This window comes from Streptomyces sp. ISL-94 (genome assembly GCF_018614075.1).
Taxonomy (GTDB): domain Bacteria; phylum Actinomycetota; class Actinomycetes; order Streptomycetales; family Streptomycetaceae; genus Streptomyces.
On record NZ_JAGGOZ010000046.1, the window covers coordinates 13,283 to 28,708 of the forward strand.

At 71.6% G+C, this 15,426-nt stretch carries 15 protein-coding genes; 4 read left to right on the forward strand and 11 right to left on the reverse strand.

What is annotated here, in order from left to right; translation table 11 throughout:
- Positions 1-27 precede the first annotated feature (27 nt).
- From J7E94_RS16790 to J7E94_RS16825, 8 genes are all read right to left on the reverse strand, one after another.
- Positions 28-402 carry an ectoine synthase gene (locus tag J7E94_RS16790; RefSeq protein ID WP_030390275.1) on the reverse strand — a complete coding sequence of 125 codons (375 nt, stop codon included), beginning with the start codon at positions 400-402 and terminating at the stop codon, positions 28-30.
- 78 nt (positions 403-480) lie between these two features.
- Entirely contained in the window at positions 481-1,311 is an 831-nt protein-coding gene (trpA, locus tag J7E94_RS16795) for a tryptophan synthase subunit alpha (protein WP_215016242.1), read from the reverse strand.
- A gap of 46 nt (positions 1,312-1,357) precedes the next feature.
- Positions 1,358-2,410, reverse strand: a complete 1,053-nt coding sequence (locus J7E94_RS16800; RefSeq protein ID WP_215016244.1) for a hypothetical protein — start codon at positions 2,408-2,410, stop codon at positions 1,358-1,360.
- A gap of 43 nt (positions 2,411-2,453) precedes the next feature.
- Positions 2,454-2,711 carry a phosphopantetheine-binding protein gene (locus J7E94_RS16805; protein WP_215016245.1) on the reverse strand — a complete coding sequence of 86 codons (258 nt, stop codon included), beginning with the start codon at positions 2,709-2,711 and terminating at the stop codon, positions 2,454-2,456.
- On the reverse strand, positions 2,708-4,339 hold the full coding sequence (locus J7E94_RS16810) for an AMP-binding protein (protein WP_215016246.1): 1,632 nt from the start codon (positions 4,337-4,339) through the stop codon (positions 2,708-2,710). The genes J7E94_RS16805 and J7E94_RS16810 overlap by 4 nt, the downstream gene beginning before the upstream one ends.
- The gene (locus tag J7E94_RS16815; RefSeq protein WP_215016247.1) at positions 4,336-5,184 is read right to left on the reverse strand and encodes a MaoC family dehydratase; all 849 of its coding nucleotides are present in this window, start codon (positions 5,182-5,184) and stop codon (positions 4,336-4,338) included. The genes J7E94_RS16810 and J7E94_RS16815 overlap by 4 nt, the downstream gene beginning before the upstream one ends.
- Positions 5,181-6,434 carry a beta-ketoacyl synthase gene (locus J7E94_RS16820; RefSeq protein ID WP_215016248.1) on the reverse strand — a complete coding sequence of 418 codons (1,254 nt, stop codon included), beginning with the start codon at positions 6,432-6,434 and terminating at the stop codon, positions 5,181-5,183. Before J7E94_RS16820 ends, J7E94_RS16815 begins: the two co-directional genes overlap by 4 nt.
- Positions 6,435-6,568: 134 nt before the next feature.
- Entirely contained in the window at positions 6,569-7,780 is a 1,212-nt protein-coding gene (locus tag J7E94_RS16825; protein ID WP_215016249.1) for a pyridoxal phosphate-dependent aminotransferase family protein, read from the reverse strand.
- Between the two features lie 322 nt (positions 7,781-8,102).
- On the opposite strand from J7E94_RS16825, the gene J7E94_RS16830 reads away from it, so the two are divergent.
- Positions 8,103-9,005: a bacterial transcriptional activator domain-containing protein gene (locus J7E94_RS16830; protein WP_215016251.1), complete on the forward strand. Its 903-nt coding sequence runs from the start codon at positions 8,103-8,105 to the stop codon at positions 9,003-9,005.
- A 166-nt stretch (positions 9,006-9,171) separates the two neighbouring features.
- Here the strand turns inward: J7E94_RS16830 and J7E94_RS16835 are convergent, their stop codons facing one another.
- From J7E94_RS16835 to J7E94_RS16845, 3 genes are read right to left on the reverse strand one after another with little or no spacing between them, the layout of a single operon-like run.
- Positions 9,172-9,924 (reverse strand): SDR family NAD(P)-dependent oxidoreductase, encoded by a 753-nt coding sequence (locus J7E94_RS16835; RefSeq protein WP_215016252.1) that lies wholly within the window; start codon positions 9,922-9,924, stop codon positions 9,172-9,174.
- A complete protein-coding gene (locus J7E94_RS16840) occupies positions 9,921-10,907 on the reverse strand; it encodes a 3-oxoacyl-ACP synthase III family protein (RefSeq protein WP_215016253.1) in 987 nt (328 codons plus the stop codon). The genes J7E94_RS16835 and J7E94_RS16840 overlap by 4 nt, the downstream gene beginning before the upstream one ends.
- A gap of 11 nt (positions 10,908-10,918) precedes the next feature.
- Positions 10,919-11,173: a hypothetical protein gene (locus J7E94_RS16845; RefSeq protein ID WP_030390264.1), complete on the reverse strand. Its 255-nt coding sequence runs from the start codon at positions 11,171-11,173 to the stop codon at positions 10,919-10,921.
- Positions 11,174-11,379: 206 nt separating this feature from the next.
- Between J7E94_RS16845 and J7E94_RS16850 the strand changes: the two genes are divergently transcribed.
- From J7E94_RS16850 to J7E94_RS16860, 3 genes are read left to right on the forward strand one after another with little or no spacing between them, the layout of a single operon-like run.
- Complete coding sequence (locus J7E94_RS16850) at positions 11,380-12,276, forward strand: class I SAM-dependent methyltransferase (RefSeq protein WP_215016254.1); 897 nt, start codon at positions 11,380-11,382, stop codon at positions 12,274-12,276.
- Between the two features lie 10 nt (positions 12,277-12,286).
- Complete coding sequence (locus J7E94_RS16855) at positions 12,287-13,849, forward strand: NAD(P)/FAD-dependent oxidoreductase (RefSeq protein ID WP_215016255.1); 1,563 nt, start codon at positions 12,287-12,289, stop codon at positions 13,847-13,849.
- Positions 13,850-13,884: 35 nt separating this feature from the next.
- Entirely contained in the window at positions 13,885-15,426 is a 1,542-nt protein-coding gene (locus J7E94_RS16860) for an FAD-binding protein (protein WP_215016256.1), read from the forward strand.

Genomic DNA, 15,426 nt, shown 5'->3' on the forward strand with positions numbered 1-15,426 from the left:
CGGATGAGTGGTGCATCGGTGCCGGCCTCAGTAGGCGGAGGAGCTGTGCGCGTCGAGGCTGTGGACCTCGTCGCCGCGCAGGGCGGGCGAGAAGACGCAGACCAGGCGCAGGTCCTCGTGCGGGCTGGCGACGAGGTAGTGGGCGTCGTGCTGGTCGAGCGCGTACATCCGGCCGGGGACGATCTCGTGCGAGGTGCCGTCGAGCTCGATGACCTCGCCGGAGCCCTCGATGCAGTAGCAGGCCTCGAGGTGGTTGACGTACTCCAGGCGGGACTTGGTGCCGGCCAGCACGGTGGTGTCGGTGAGCGAGTAGCCCAGGCCGTCCTCGGCGAGGAGGAAGCGGCGGCTGAGGCCGTTGCCCCACTCGACGGTCTTCACGGACTCGATGTCGCGAACGATCATGGCAATCTCCCGGTGTGAGGGTGGTGCTCGGATGTTTCGGATGAGGGGTGGAGCTCTCTTTCCCGCCGGTCAGGCGGTTCAGTGCGGTGCTGCGGGCAGGACCGAGCGGACGAATCCGCGGAAGGCCCCGGTCACATCGGTGCCGGCCTCCTGGGCCCGCTCGACGGCGGCGACCGCGGCGGAGCCGATGATCGCGGCGTCGGCGCCGGCGGCCCCGACGGCCTCCACGTCCTGCCGTGTGCTGACCCCGAAGCCGACGGCGATCGGGGACGTCGTGTGCGCCCGGAGACCGGTGACCGTCTGCGCCAGCGCGGCATGGCCGGCGGCGGGTGCGGTCCCGCTGCGTCCGTAGTGGGCGACGAGATAGAGGTAGGCGGAGGCCTGTGCGGCGGCCTGCGCCTGCGTCTGCGGCGGGCTCTTGGTGTAGCAGGTGGTGACGACCGGGAGTCCGGCCGCCGCGGCCGACTCCAGGTGCGCCTCGCGCAGCCGCGGGGGGAGCGCGTGGACGAGGAGTCCGTCCGCGCCCGCCGCGGCGATCTCGCGGGTGGCGGCGGCCAGGTCCCGGTGCTTGAGGGAGTGGCTCCAGTCGGCGAGCAGGGCGATCCGCAGGTGCGCCAGGTGCGGCCGTACGTCCGCGATGAAGGCGAGTACGTCGTCCAGGCCGGCGCCGCCGCGGTCCAGTGCCCGGCGGGCCGAGCGGCGGATGACCGGGCCGTCGGTGACCGAGTCGGGGAACGGGACGGCCACTTCCAGGCAGTCCACGCCCTCCTCGTCGAGCATCAGGACCAGGTCGCGCAGGACCGGCAGGGGCGGATCGCCCGCGTTGAGGAACAGGGCGAGTCCGGGGGGTCCGCCGGGGGTGCGGCGGGCGAAGAAGGGGGCCGGGGCGGGGGCCGGCGCCGGCGTCACGGTCGGGGCGGAGTCCGTCCCCGCCGTCGGGGCCGCCGCCGAGGGGCTATGCACGGGCCACCGCCAGGGTGCGGGGGGCGGCGGGGGCCGAGGCGGCCGCCAGGCGCTGCGCCAGGTCGTGGGCGGCGCCGGAGCGGACCGCCTCCTCGGCGAGGGAGACCGCCGAGAGCCAGTCCCGGCGGGTGCCGGAGGCCACCACCAGGGCGGCCGCGCCCAGGCAGACCGTACGGGTGGCCACCCGGCCCGCCGCTCCGGAGAGGACGGAGAGGAAGTGACCGACCGCTCCGGCCGGGTCGGCGGCCGGCCGCAGGTCCCCGAAGGAGCCGTCGCCCGGGGCGAGTTCGCCCGGCCGGATGGTCCGGGTCAGGGTGTTCCCCTCGTGGACGGTGTTGGTCGCGAAGGGCAGCAGCTCGTCCGCGCCGGTGTCGTTCGTGGTCAGCCAGATCCGGCGGGTGGTGAGGGTCGCGGCGAGCTGCCGCAGGGTGTCGAGGGGCGCGGCCGCCGAGACCCCGGTGACCTGGGCGGCCACCGGCAGGTCCGCGAGGAACGGGCCCAGCGCGTTCAGGAAGCGGCCGAAGGGCTTCATGCTGTACGGGGCCACGGTCCGCGCCAGCCGGGTCAGCTGCGCCGGGTAGACGAACGGCCCGGCGAAGGCGATCCCGTAGGCGGCGAGGGTGTCCTCGGTCTGGGCGTAGGAGGAGGTGAGACGGACACCGAGCCGTTCCAGCAGGTCGACGGAGCCGAGCGAGCTGGTGTAGGCGCGGGAGCCCGTTTTGACGACCTTGACCCCGGCGGCCGCGGCGACGAACGCCGAGGCGGTGGAGATGTTGAAGGTCTTGGGCCCGCCGCCGGTGCCGACGACGTTCACGGTGCCCTCCCAGGGGGTGGTCACCGTCGCCGCCGGCCGGCGCTCGGCGAGCGAGTCCAGCAGGTGGCGCAGGGTCTGGTGGTCCGGGAGCCGGCTGGCCAGGGAGGCCAGCAGGGCGACGACCTCGGCCTTGTCCAGGCCGCCGTCGCCGAGCTGGTCCCACCAGGACCGCCAGGTCTCGCGGCCGACCGGGGCTCGCTGCTCCAGCAGGCCGGTGAGTGCGTCATGCACGGTCGGTCTCCGTCTCGTCTCCGTCGGGGTGGGGGGCGGTGCGCTACGCGGCCGCGGTGCGGCGGGACTCGGCGATGAAGGTGTCGATGGCCTCGACGCTGCGGAAGTTGTCGGGGTCCAGGTCGGCGTCGCCGATGGCGAGCTCGAAGCGGTCCTCGACCCAGGCGATGAGCTTGAGGACGCCCAGGCTGTCGATGACCCCGTCGTTGAGCAGGTCGTGGTCGGCCGCGAGCTCACCGGCCGCGGTGCCCGGGAGGAACTCGGTGATGACGAAGTTCTTGATGGTGTCGACGTTGCTCATGACGGGATTCCTTCGGCGAGAGGTGGGGCGACGGGTGTCGTCGTGGGTGCGGTGGTGGAAGCGCGGGTGGAAGCGGTGGTGGATGCGGGCTGGTCGAGCCGGTCGAGCGCCTTGCGGTCGACCTTTCCGGTGGCCGTCTTCGGCAGCGGCGCGTCGGTGAGGACGAGCTGGTGCGGGACGGCGGCCCTGGGCAGGTGCCGGGCGCAGTGCGTGCGCAGTTGCAGGCCGGTCAGGGCGGAGCCGGGGGCCCGCTGCACCCCGGCGACGAGCCTCTTGCCGGCGATCGGGTCGGGCAGGGCGGCGACACCCGCCTCCAGCACACCGGGGTGTTCCTGGAGGACCCGTTCGATCTCGGCGGTGTTGACGGCGACTCCGCGCACCTTGACCTGGAAGTCGGTCCGTCCGGTCAGGTGCAGGGTGCCGGCGGCGTCGCGCCGTACGAGGTCGCCGGTGCGGAACCAGCGGCGGTCGTCGAGGCCCAGCGGGTGGCCGGTGAACTTGTCGGCGTGGCGGGTGCGGTCGAGGTAGCCGCGGGTCTGGAAGGGCGTGGAGACGAAGAGCTCTCCGCTGCCGGGCCCTTCGACGGGGGCGTTGGTGTCGGGGTCGATGACGAGGGCGTGCACGCCGGGCAGCGGGCGGCCGATGGGTACGGGCGGGAAAGAGGTGGCTGTGCTCTCGGCGGGCCCGACCTCGTGGACGAAGCTGTCGTTGGTCTCCGTGCAGCCGTAGATGTTGTGGATGCGGGCCTGCGGGAAGAGCCCGGGCAGGGCGGCGAAGACGCGGTCGGGGATGGCGTCCCCGGTGAACATGACGTGCTCGACGCCGGGGAAGGTGTCGCCGGTCTTGGCGGCCGCGTCCTGGAGCAGTCCGAAGGCCATCGGGACGGCCTGGACGACGTCGACTCCGTGGCGCAGGACCAGGTCGCGCAGGTGGCGGCCGTGGGCGGCCAGCGCCGGGTCGACGAGGACCACGCGTCCGCCGCGGGCGAGGGTGGTCCACACGTCGAGGAGGCAGAGGTCGAAGTTGAGGGGGGCGTAGTTGAGGACGGTGCGGCCGGGTCCGATCCCGAAGGCGTTGCCGGCCCACCGGGTGAAGCGGTCCACGGCGTCCAGGCCCAGCGGGACGATCTTCGGCAGGCTGGTGGAGCCGGAGGTGGTGAGCATGAAGGCCACCTCGGCGGCCTCGTCGGCGGGCAGCGGCCGGGCCTCGACCTCCGGGTTGGGGGCGACCCGGGCGCTCTCGCCGCCGGGGGCGAGGACCCGGGCGCAGCCGGCCTGGGCGAAGAGGTCGGCGAGCAGGGTGTCGGCGAGGGCGGGGGACGGCAGCAGCAGCGGCCGCCGCGCCAGCAGGCAGGCGAGTACGAGGGCCACCGCGGCGGGGGACTTGTCGGCGAGGACGCCGACCGGCACCCCGGGGGCGAGGTCCAGGAGCGCGAGCCGGTCGCGTTCCCGCCCGGCGAGCTCGTACAGCTCGCGGTAGCTGGTCTCGTCCCCGTTGAAGAGGAGCGCGGTGGCGTGGGGGCGGTCGCGGACCTGGGTCAGGAACCCTCCGAGGAGGCCGAGTTCGACGGCGGCGGGGTCGTCGGCGCCGGCGCCGGCGCCGGCGCCGGCCGCGTGGGGCGCCGTCATCGGGGGCCTCCTTGGGCCGGGGCGGCGAACTCGATCCAGCCGGACTTCACGGCGGCGCCCTTCGGCGTCTTGCAGGTGAAGCGGACGACGCGGGCCTCGGCGTCGGGCTGGAGGCTGATCTCCAGCGGGACGCCGGGGGGCACCGGGGCCGAGAAACGGCAGCCGAGGCCGCGCACCCGGGCGGAGTCGCCGGCCGCGAAGCGGTCCACGGCCTCCTCCACCGCGAGGGCGACGACGCTCATGCCGTGCGCGATGACACTGTCGAAGCCGGCCCCGCGGGCCGCCTCCTCGTCGAGGTGGATGGGGTTCAGGTCGCCCGAGGCGTGGGCGTACGTGCTGATCCAGTCGGTGGTCAGCGCGTGCACCGCGCTCTGCGGTTCGCCGGCCCCCAGCGGGGCGGGGGCGGCGGCGCCGCCCGCGATGTCGCCGAAGGGCTCCAGCAGGGTCGCGCCGACCAGCAGGGCGGAGATGACCAGTTCCGCGAAGGGCTCCGGGCCGTCCTCGCCGAACAGCCGGACCCGCAGCGCGATGCGGGCGCCGCGAGGCTCCTTGCGGATGCCGAGCACGTCCAGGCGTACGGTCACCTGCTCGCCGGGACGGACCGGCCGCACGGTGCGGATGTCCTGGCCGAGGTGGACCACGGAGACCGGGCCCGGCTCGGCCTCGGTCAGCGCGGCGACGGTCTGCTCGGCCACCGTGTGGGCGAGGACGAAGGTGTGGACGGGGGACGCCTGTCCGGGCCGGGCGGCCGGCAGCCCGCGCCGGGCTGCGCCGCGGTAGTCGGTGATCTCGGGCTCGGTGACGGTGAGCGTGCGGACCGGGGAGGGGAGCGAGAGGGTCGTCATACCGGCGTCACCACCACGGAGGAGTTGTGGCCGCCGAATCCGAAGGAGTTCGTGATCGCGGGTCCCGGGCGCACGGCGCGGGGGGCGCCGTGGACGACGTCGATGTCCATTCCTGGCTCCAGCTGTTCGTGGTTGGCGGTGGGCGGCACCTCGCAGTGGCGCATGGCCTGCACGGTGGCGATGAGCTCGACGGCCCCGGCGGCGCCGATGAGGTGGCCGATGACCGACTTGGGCGCGGTGACGGGCGGCTGGGCGGTGCCGAACACCTTGGTGAGGGCGGCTGCCTCGGACCGGTCGTTGTACGGGGTGGAGGTGCCGTGCGCGTTGACGTGCACGATGTCGGAGGGGTCGAGGCCGGCGTCGGCGATGGCTCCGGCCATGGCGGCCGCGGCTCCCGCGCCGTCGGGGAGCGGCATCGCGAGGTGGTGGGCGTCGGCGGTGGCGGCGTACCCGGCGACGAGGCCGTAGGTCTTCGCCCCGCGCGCCTGCGCGTCCTCCAGCCGTTCCAGTACGACGAATCCGGCTCCCTCGCCCATCACGAACCCGTCGCGGTCCTTGTCGAAGGGGCGCGAGGCGTGCTCGGGGTCGTCGTTGCGGAAGGAGACCGCGCTCAGGTTGCCGAAGCCGGCCAGCGTGACCGGGGTGAGCGTGTGCTCGGTGCCGCCCGCGATGACCAGGTCGGCGCGGCCGGTCTGGAGCAGCATCAGGGCGTGACCGATGGCGTCGGCGCCGCTGGCGCAGGTGTTGGCGACGGTCAGGGCCGGGCCGGTCCAGCCGAGCCGGATGGCGATCTGGGCGGCGGCCGCGTTGGGCATCGTCATCAGCGGCATCAGCGGGTTGACCCGGGCCGGACCGCCCTCGGTGAAGTGGGCGGACTCCAGGTCGCTGGTGGCGCGCCCGCCGACGGCGTTGCCGACGACGATGGCGGTGCGGCCGGCCTCGGCGGTGGGCGATCCCGCGTCGCGGTGGGCGGCGAGGGCCGCGGCCGTGCCGTAGTGGGCGAAGGGGTCCATCCGGCGGGCTTCCTTGGCCGGGACGAGCCCGGCGAGGCCGTCGAGGCCGCGGACCCGGCAGCCGATCCGCACCCGGTGGCGGCTGAGGTCGATGTGGGTGAGCTCGGCGGCGGTGGACCGGCCGGCCCGCAGCGTGCGCCACAGCTCGTCCGGGGTGCACCCGCCGGGGGTGACCACGCCCATGCCGGTGATGGCTACGGGCGGCTGCGCCGAACTGCCCCTGGACGGTCCAGGCATGTCTGCTCCCTAAGGCGGACTGAGACGTATGGATGCGTACGGAGACGTACGAGCGGTACGAGCGGTACGAGCGGTACGAGCGGTACGAGCGGTACGAGCGGTACGAGAGGTACGAGAGGTCGTCGTGAGGGCGGTCAGATGATCCGGCACTCGCGCGCCGACGTGACGAGGGCCTCGGCGGCGAAATCGATGTCGGCCTTGGTGTGGGCGGCGGTGATGGCGATGCGCAGCCGGGCCAGGTCGTTGGGGACGGCCGGGGTGACCACGGGCAGTCCGATCACGCCGTTCTTGCGGCAGACGGTCGCGAGGTCGTAGGCGGACTCGTCGGAGCCGGCGATGACCGGGACGACCGCGGTCTCGCTGTCGACGGTGCTGATGCCGGCCTCGTTGAGGATGCCGCGGAAGCGCGCGGACTCCCGCTGGATGAACTGCACGCGCTCCGGCTCCCGCTGCATGATCCGCAGGGACTCCAGGGCGGCGCCGGTCTGCGCTCCGCCGAGGGCGGCGGAGAAGAGGAAGGGGCGGGCCGCGTAGCGCAGGTGGTGGACGAGTTCGGCGGAGCCGGCGACCCAGCCGCCCATGGAGGGGATGGCCTTGGAGAGGGTACCGAGCTTGATGTCGACCTTCGCCTCGTAGTGGAAGTGCTCCTCGATGCCCTTGCCGGTGGCGCCGATGACGCCGAGCGCGTGGGCCTCGTCGACCATCAGCAGCGCGTTGTGGGCGTCGCAGACCTTGCGCAGGTCGACCAAGGGGGCGATGTCGCCGTCCATGGAGTAGACGCTGTCGACGATGACGAGGCGTACGCCGGTGTCGGGGGCGGCGGCGAGGCGGCGCTCCAGGTGGGCGACGTCGTTGTGGCGGAAGCGGGTGACGGTGGCGCCGGAGAGCTTGCAGCCGTCGACGATGCTGGCGTGGTCGTACTTGTCGATGAAGACGGTGTCGCCGGGGCCGACGATGGCGCCGACGGTGCCGACGTTGGCGGCGTAGCCGGAGCCGAAGACCAGGGCCCGCTCGCGGCCGGCCACCTTGGCGACCTCGGCCTCCAGTTCCTCGTGCAGCGGGGTCGTGCCGGCCAGGGCCCGCACGCCGTGGTTGCCGGTGCCGTAGCGGTCGACGGCGGCCTTGGCGGCGGAGACGACCCGCTCGTCGCCGGCCAGTCCGAGGTAGGAGTAGCCGGACATCATCAGCAGCCGGCGGCCGTCCTGATCCGCGTACGCGGAGTCCCGCTCGGCGGTGTAGGCGACGAAGCTGTTCTTGCGGTTGGGCTCGTACTCCAGGGACCGGACCCGGTCGCGGAAGTACGCCAGCTTCGGCTCGAGGCGGTCCCAGGCGGCGGATGCGTTCACGTGCTTCTCCTCATCGCGATCGTCCGGCGGACCCGGAACTCCATCGACACCCTGCCGTTTTTCCGGCGGGGCTCTAGTGGAATTCCATTAAGGCTCGGGGGGCGCAATAGCGGCGCAAGAGCCGGACCACAGCGGGACCACAGTGAGACCACAGCAGGACCACAGCGGCGCTCGAAAAGCGAAAGGGAATGCCTGGACCTGGGATTTCATTCGGCTGGGAATGTTTGCCGGTCGCTGTTGACATGCCGAGAAGGCCCGCCGGTATCCTCTGAATCGCACGATGGGGGACACGGCCCGAAGCGACCGTTTCGGAGAGTGCACAGTGCTGATCAGACTCATAGGTCTTGTCACGATCGAGCCGGACGGAGCACCGCCTCAACACCTCTCGAGCGCCCAGGCGCAGGTGGCGTTCGCCCGACTGCTCCTCGAGCGGGCCGGCGGCACGGACCGTGACCAACTGGCCGAGACCATATGGCCCGAGGGCCTGCCGGACACCTGGGCCTCGGCGCTGCGCAGCCTCGTGAGCCGGGTGCGTACGTTCGTCACGACTCCGCAGGACCAGCCGGGGGTCACCCCCCTGGTCGCGCAGGGCGGCCGCTACATCCTGCGGGTGCCGCAGGACGCGGCCGTGGACGTGGAGGTCGCGGAGACCGCGGTGACCGAGGCCGCCGAAGCGTACGCCGAGGGCTCCTACGCGGTGGCCCAGCAGCTCGCGGCCGGCGCGGTGTCGAACCTGCGCGGCTCGTTCCTGCCCTCACACGAGGGCGAGTGGGTCAACGCGATGCGCGAACAGCTCGAAGAGCTCCGCCTCAAGGCGCTGGAGACCGCGAGCCTGTCCTCCTCCGCGCTGGGCGACGAGCACCACGCGCTGCGGTACGCGGAGGAGGCGGTGCGCCGCGCCCCGTTCCGGGAGAGCGCGTACCGCTGCCGGATGGCGGCCCACACCCGGGCCGGCAACCGTGCGGAAGCGCTGCGCAGCTACCAGCAGTTGCGGGAGGTGCTGGCGGAGGAGCTGGGCATCGACCCGGCGCCCGAGACGGAGGCCGCGTACCTGGAACTGCTGCGCACCCCCGAACCCCGGACGGCCACGCGCTCCCTCACCTGCCTGGACCCGGTGCTGATGGGGGTCTTCGAGGTGGACCACCGCGTGCCGGTGCCCCGCCCGTGCTCGCTGGCCGAGCACGGCTGCGTCACCCACCGCATGACGTCCTCTCCCGCCGCCTGACCCGGACGCGTGAAGGCCGCCGCCGCGCAACAGCGCGGCGGCGGCCTTCACATGCCCGTACACCCGGAGCCGGACTCCGGCCCGGACCGGGCTCCTGCGGAACGCCGAGCGGCCCCGGCCTCCCTGTGGGGGAGGGGAAGGCCGGGGCTGGGGGAGCGGCGGGGGATCAGGTGATGGAAACGCCGCTGTCGATGCTGACGACCTGGCCCGTCATGCAGTCCTGGTCGAGGAAGAGGCCGACGCTGCGGGCGACCTCTTCGACCGTGACGAAGCGGGGGATCGGGGCCTTGTCCTCCATGCCCTCGATCACCCGGTCCGGCAGGGTGTCGGTCATGCCCGTGATCATGAAGCCGGGGGACAGCGCGTTCACCGTCACCCCGCGCCGGCCGCACTCCGCGGCGAGGGTGCGGGTGAAACCGATCAGCCCCGCCTTGGACGCCGAGTACGCGGTCTGGCCGGCGGTCGCGATGATGCCCGACGGGGACACGATGTTGATCACCCGGCCCCACCGCTGGCGCAGCATGTACGGCACCGAGGCCCGGGCGGTGTGGAACGAGCCGATCAGGTTGGTCTGGATGACCTGCGCCCACTCGGCCGGGTTCTGCATCGCCATCAGGCTGTCCTTGCGGATGGCCCCGTTGTTGACGAGCACGTCCACCGGGCCGAGCCCGTCGGAGATCTCCGCGTAGAGGGCCTGGGTGGCCTCCCACGAACCGACGTCACCCGTGACCAGCACCGACGGGTTGACCAGCTTCTCCCGGACTGCCTCCGCGGCCTGCCTGGAGCTGTTGTAGTGGACCGCCACCCTGCAGCCCAGCGCGTCCAGCTCCAGCGCCAGGGCCTGGCCGAGGCCGCCCGAGGCGCCCGTCACGAGCGCGACCGGGGACTGCGGCCGCACGCCCGCACTGTTCTTGCTCATGCTGCGACACCGCCCCACTCCATCAGGATCGAACCCCAGGTCATACCGGCCCCGAAGCCGGCCAGCAGCACCTTGTCGCCGGCCTTGATGCGGCCCTCCTCCAGGGCCTCGGTCAGCGCGATCGGGATCGACGCCGAGGCCGTGTTCCCGTACTTCTGGAGGTTGGTGATCAGGGCCTCCTGCCGGAGCCCGGTGTGCGACAGGATCGAGTTGATGATCCGGATGTTGGCCTGGTGCGGCACGACGTGGTCGATGTCCGCGGCGTCCACCTTGGCGCTCTCCAGCGTCTCGCGCACCGTACGGACGGTGTAGCGGACGGCGTTGAGGTAGATCTCGTTGCCGTTGATCTGCGCGTAGTGCAGGCCCGCGGCGACCGTCTCCTCGGTGGTCGGCATCCGGCTGCCGCCGGCGAGCACCTTGAGCGAGCCGGTGCAGGACCCGTCGGCGCCCAGGTTCCACGCCTTGACCCGGTTCTCCGGACCCGGCTGCAGGACGACCGCGCCCGCGCCGTCGCCGACGAGGATGGACAGGTCCCGGTCGGCCGGGTTGGCCGTCAGGGTGTGGGTGTCGGAGCCGATCAGCAGGATCGGCCGGGGGTCGATGGCGATCAGCGCCATCGCGGAGACCAGCCCGTAGACGAAGCCCGCGCACTCGGAGTTGACGTCGTGCGCGCTGCCCGCGATGCCCAGTTCGTGGTGGACGAACGCGGAGGTCGCCGGGGACGGCTGCTCGGGCGTGGCGGTCGCGACGATGAGGTGGGCGATGTCCGCGCCGGTCAGGCCCGCCTTCTCCAGCGCGCGCCGGCCGGCCTCGACGGCCAGGGAGGCGGTGGTCTGCCCCGGGTTGACCGCCCGCCGCTCGCGGATGCCGCAGCGGCTGACGACCCAGTGCTCGTCCACGCCGAAACGTGTCGCGAGTTCGGCACTGGTGACGATGCGTTCGGGTACGGACATGCCCCACCCGGTGATGTCGAAGCCGGTCACGTCACCCCTCGCTACGCCTGAGCCGGGACGAGATCGACGATCTTCGCGTACACGTCACGCAGCGTGGTCGTGTCGTCGAGGTCGGCGAAGAGCGACTCGTCGGCCGGAATGTGCGGGTACTGGTTCTGGAAGCCGTACAGCCACTCCATCAGGTCCAGCGAGTCGACGTCCGCTATGTGCTGGAGCGGGGCGTCGGGGCTGACCTCCGCGGCACCCGAGACGGCCTCGAGCTGGCTCGCCAGTTCTTCGATGGTGGGCAGCGACATGGGGTCGGTCCTCTCTCGGCAATGCAACTCGGCAGTGCGTGTCTGGTTTTCGAGAGTGATGAAAGCCCCGCCCCCGCAAGGAACGCGCAACACGGCGCCGGATCACGAATCCGGGCCGTCTTGCGCACGCCTTGCGGGGCATCCGGTTTTCTCGACGCGAATTCGAAAGAACACGGCCCGCCGGACACGCAGGAAAGAGGATCAGGATGACAACGGTCGCCCCCAAGTCGGTGGACCCCGAGGTCGATGCGATCAGGCACCACTATGAGGTCAGCAACGATTTCTACCGGCTCCTGCTGGGCCCCACGATGATGTACTCCGGCGGCTACTGGGAAGACGGCGAGGACCTGGTCGCCACCCTCGACGAGGCGCAGGAGCGCAAGCTCGACAAGTTCGCCGAGCTCGCGGACGTCGCCGCCGGCCGCACCAGGCGCGTCCTGGACATCGGCTGCGGCTGGGGCACCATGCTCAACCGCCTCACCACCGTGCACGGCGCGGAGCAGGCCGTCGGCCTGACCCTGTCCCGCACCCAGGAGGCGTTCATCGCCGGCCTGGACAACCCGCGGATCACCACGCTGGTCCAGAGCTGGGCCGACTACAAGGCCGCGGACGACAGCGAGAAGTACGACGCCGCGTTCTGCATCAACGCGCTGGAGCACTTCGTCTCCTCCAACCTGCCGCCGAAGGAGCGCACCAAGCGCTACCGGTACTTCTTCCAGCAGGTCGCGAACGCCCTGAACCCCGGTGCGAAGTTCGTGCTGCACACCATGACCGCCGAGGCGCTGCCGATGAACCGCGCGCTCCTCGACGACCTGAAGTTCCTGCAGCGCTCCGAGTTCGAGGGCTGCCACATCCCGCACCTGAGCGAGCTGAGCGCCGCCGCCGAGGGCCTCTTCGAGATCGACGAGATCGTCAACGAGCGCGAGTCCTTCGCGATGGCCTGCCGCGCCTGGCTGGTCCTGCTGGCCGAGCGCCGGGACGAGGCCGTGGCCATGGAGGGCGAAGAGGTCGTCTCCCGCTTCGAGCGCTACCTCGACATCTTCGCGTACACGCTCGAGGACAAGTTCTTCAACAACTTCCGCGTCACCATCACCCGCCGTTAAGGAGGCCGACGTGACGAGCATTCTCGAACCGGCCAAGGACGGCGGGGCCCGTACGGGCACCGAGGCGCGTCCCGGCGGCCGCGGCCCGACCCGGCACCTGCGGGTCGCGGTCATCGGCACCGGCTTCTCGGGCCTGGGCACCGCCATCCGACTGCTGCAGTCGGGCATCGACGACTTCCTGGTGTTCGAGCGGGCCGACGAGGTCGGCGGCACCTGGCGCGACAACAGCTATCCGGGTTGTGCGTGCGACGTCATGTCCCACCTCTACTCGTTCTCCTTCGCCCAGAACCCGAACTGGAAGTCCACCTTCGGCAAGCGCGACGAGCTGTACGCGTACCTGCGCGACACGGCGGACCGCTTCGGGGTGCGCCCGCACATCCGGTTCGGGCACGAGCTGGTCGCCGCCCGCTGGGACGACGGCGAGCGGCACTGGAAGATCGAGACCTCGCAGGGCGACTACACCGCGCAGCTCCTGGTCACCGGCACCGGCTACCTCAGCGAGGCGGCCGTACCGGACATCAAGGGCCTGGCGGACTTCGAGGGCAAGGTCTTCCACTCCTCGGACTGGGACCACGAGCACGACCTGGCCGGCCGCCGCGTCGCCGTCATCGGTACGGGCGCCTCGGCCATCCAGTTCGTCCCGCAGATCCAGCCCGAGGTCGGGCAGCTGGACCTCTACCAGCGCACGCCCCCGTGGATCGGCCCGAAGAACGACAAGCCGACCAGCCCGCTCCAGGCCAAGCTGCTGCGCTCGGTGCCCGGCTACCAGAACTTCCGGCGGAACTTCAACATGTGGGGCCGGGAGATCCTGGCCTTCGTGATGGCCCGCCCGAAGGTCGCCGGGAAGATGCAGAAGATGGCGAGCGACCACCTGAAGAAGTCGGTACCGGACGAGGCGCTGCGCGCCAAGCTCACGCCCGACTACGTGATGGCCTGCAAGCGGCTGCTCTTCTCCAACACCTGGTACCCGGCGATCCAGCAGCCCAACGTGGACCTGGTCACCGACGGGATCGCCGAGGTCCGCGCCAAGTCGATCGTCGGCAAGGACGGGGTCGAGCGCGAGGTCGACACCATCATCCTGGGCACCGGCTTCCAGGCCACCGACCGCCCGGTCGCGAAGCGGATCTGGGGCCGGGGCGGCGTGCAGCTGCGCGAGGCGTGGAAGGACGGCATGTCCGCCCACCGCGGCACCACCATCGCCGGCTTCCCCAACCTCTTCATGCTGCTCGGCCCGAACACGACGCTGGGGCACTCCTCCCAGGTCGTGATGATCGAGGCGCAGATCGCGTACGTACTCGACGCGCTGAAACAGATCGAGAAGCGGGGCCTGGCCAGCGTCGAGGTCCGCCAGGAGGCGCAGGACGCCTACAACAAGGCGCTCGACGCCAAGCTCGACGGCAGCGTGTGGAACGCGGGCAACTGCCAGAGCTGGTATCTGGACGCCAACGGCCGCAACCCGTCGATCTGGCCCACCTACACCTGGCGCTTCCGCGGCCAGACCAAGCGCTTCGACCTGAGCGAGTACCAGCTCGCCTCGCAGGTGCGCACCGGCAAGCCGGTACCTCAGCAGTAGTACGCCACGCCATGGGAATCGGGAGACGTACCCAGATGAGCACTACCCCAAGAACCACCGCCGGCACCTCCTCGGACGCCGCAGCGCAGCCGTCGCGCCGCAAGGTCCTCGGCTCGATCGCCGCGACCGCCATCGCCGTCGTCGGCTGGAACGCGGTCGACCAGACCTGGGCCACGGCCGCCCAGGCCGCGGGGAACGCGGACGTCGTCCCGGTGCCGGGACTGGCCGGCACGCTGGAGACGACGCCGGCCGTGGTCGACTCCTTCGGCAAGGACTTCGGCCACCTGTGGGACGCGGCGGCCAACAAGCCGTGGGCGGTGCTGCGGCCGGGCGGGATCGACGACATCGTCAAGATCGTCGACTACGCGCGGGTCAACGGCATCAAGGTCGCGGTCAACGGGCAGGGCGGCACGGGCGCCGACATCGAGTCGCACTCGGTGTACGGCCAGGCCCGGGTCCCGGGCGGCATCTCCATCGACGCCAAGGGCATGTCGAAGATCCTCTCCATCGGCAGCGACTACGCCGTGGTCGAGGCCGGTGTGACGTGGGGCCAGCTGACCGACGCCACCCTGGCGCTGGGCAAGACCCCGCCGGCGCTGCCGGACTACCTGTACCTCTCGGTCGGCGGCACCATCAGCATCGGCGGCATCGGCGGCACCGTGCAGAAGTACGGCCTGCTGTGCGACACGGTGCAGGCCATCGACATCATCACCGGCGACGGCAAGCTGGTCACGGCCACCCCGTGGCTGCGCCCGGAGCTCTTCAACGCCGCGCTGTCGGGCGGCGGCCAGGTCGGCATCATCGTCCGGGTCAAGGTCAAGCTGATCCCGGCGCCGCAGCGGTCGGTCATCTTCAGCCTCTTCTACGCCGACCTGGAGACGTACCTCGCGGACTCCGAGAAGGTGCTGGCCGACGGCCGGTTCCAGGTCCACGCGGGCGAGATGCTGCAGAAGCCGGACGGGTCGGGCTGGCGCTACAAGATGGAGGCCGGCGCCACCTACGACACGACCCCGCCGGACCGCGCCAAGCTGCTGGCCGACCTGAAGGACGTACGGGCCGAGGCGGTCATCGAGGACACGTCGTACCGGGAGTACATGTTCCGGCTCGACGCGTACGAGGCGTACCTGAAGGAGTCGGGCCACTGGTTCACGCCCAAGCCGTGGCTGAGCATGTTCCTGCCGGCGTCGAAGACGAAGACCTTCATGAAGCTGGTCGAGCAGGAGCTGACGGCCGACTCGCTGGGCGGCGGATTCCTGCTCTTCTACCCGTACTACACCTCGAAGATCAAGCGGCCGCTGGCGATGCAGCCGGGCGAGTCGGTCGGCTACCTCTTCGACCTGCTGCGCTTCCCCAACCCGGGTGAGCCGGGCATCCAGGGCATGCTGGACCAGAACCGCCGCCTCTACGACCTCGCGGTGTCCATGGGTGCCAAGCGCTACCTGGTGGGCTCGGTCCCGAACATGACCCGGGCCGACTGGAAGGCCCACTTCGGCAACCGCTGGTCGGGCTTCCTCAACGCCAAGGCGAAGTACGACCCCAAGAACCTCTTCACGCCCGGCCAGGGCTTCTTCGCCTGA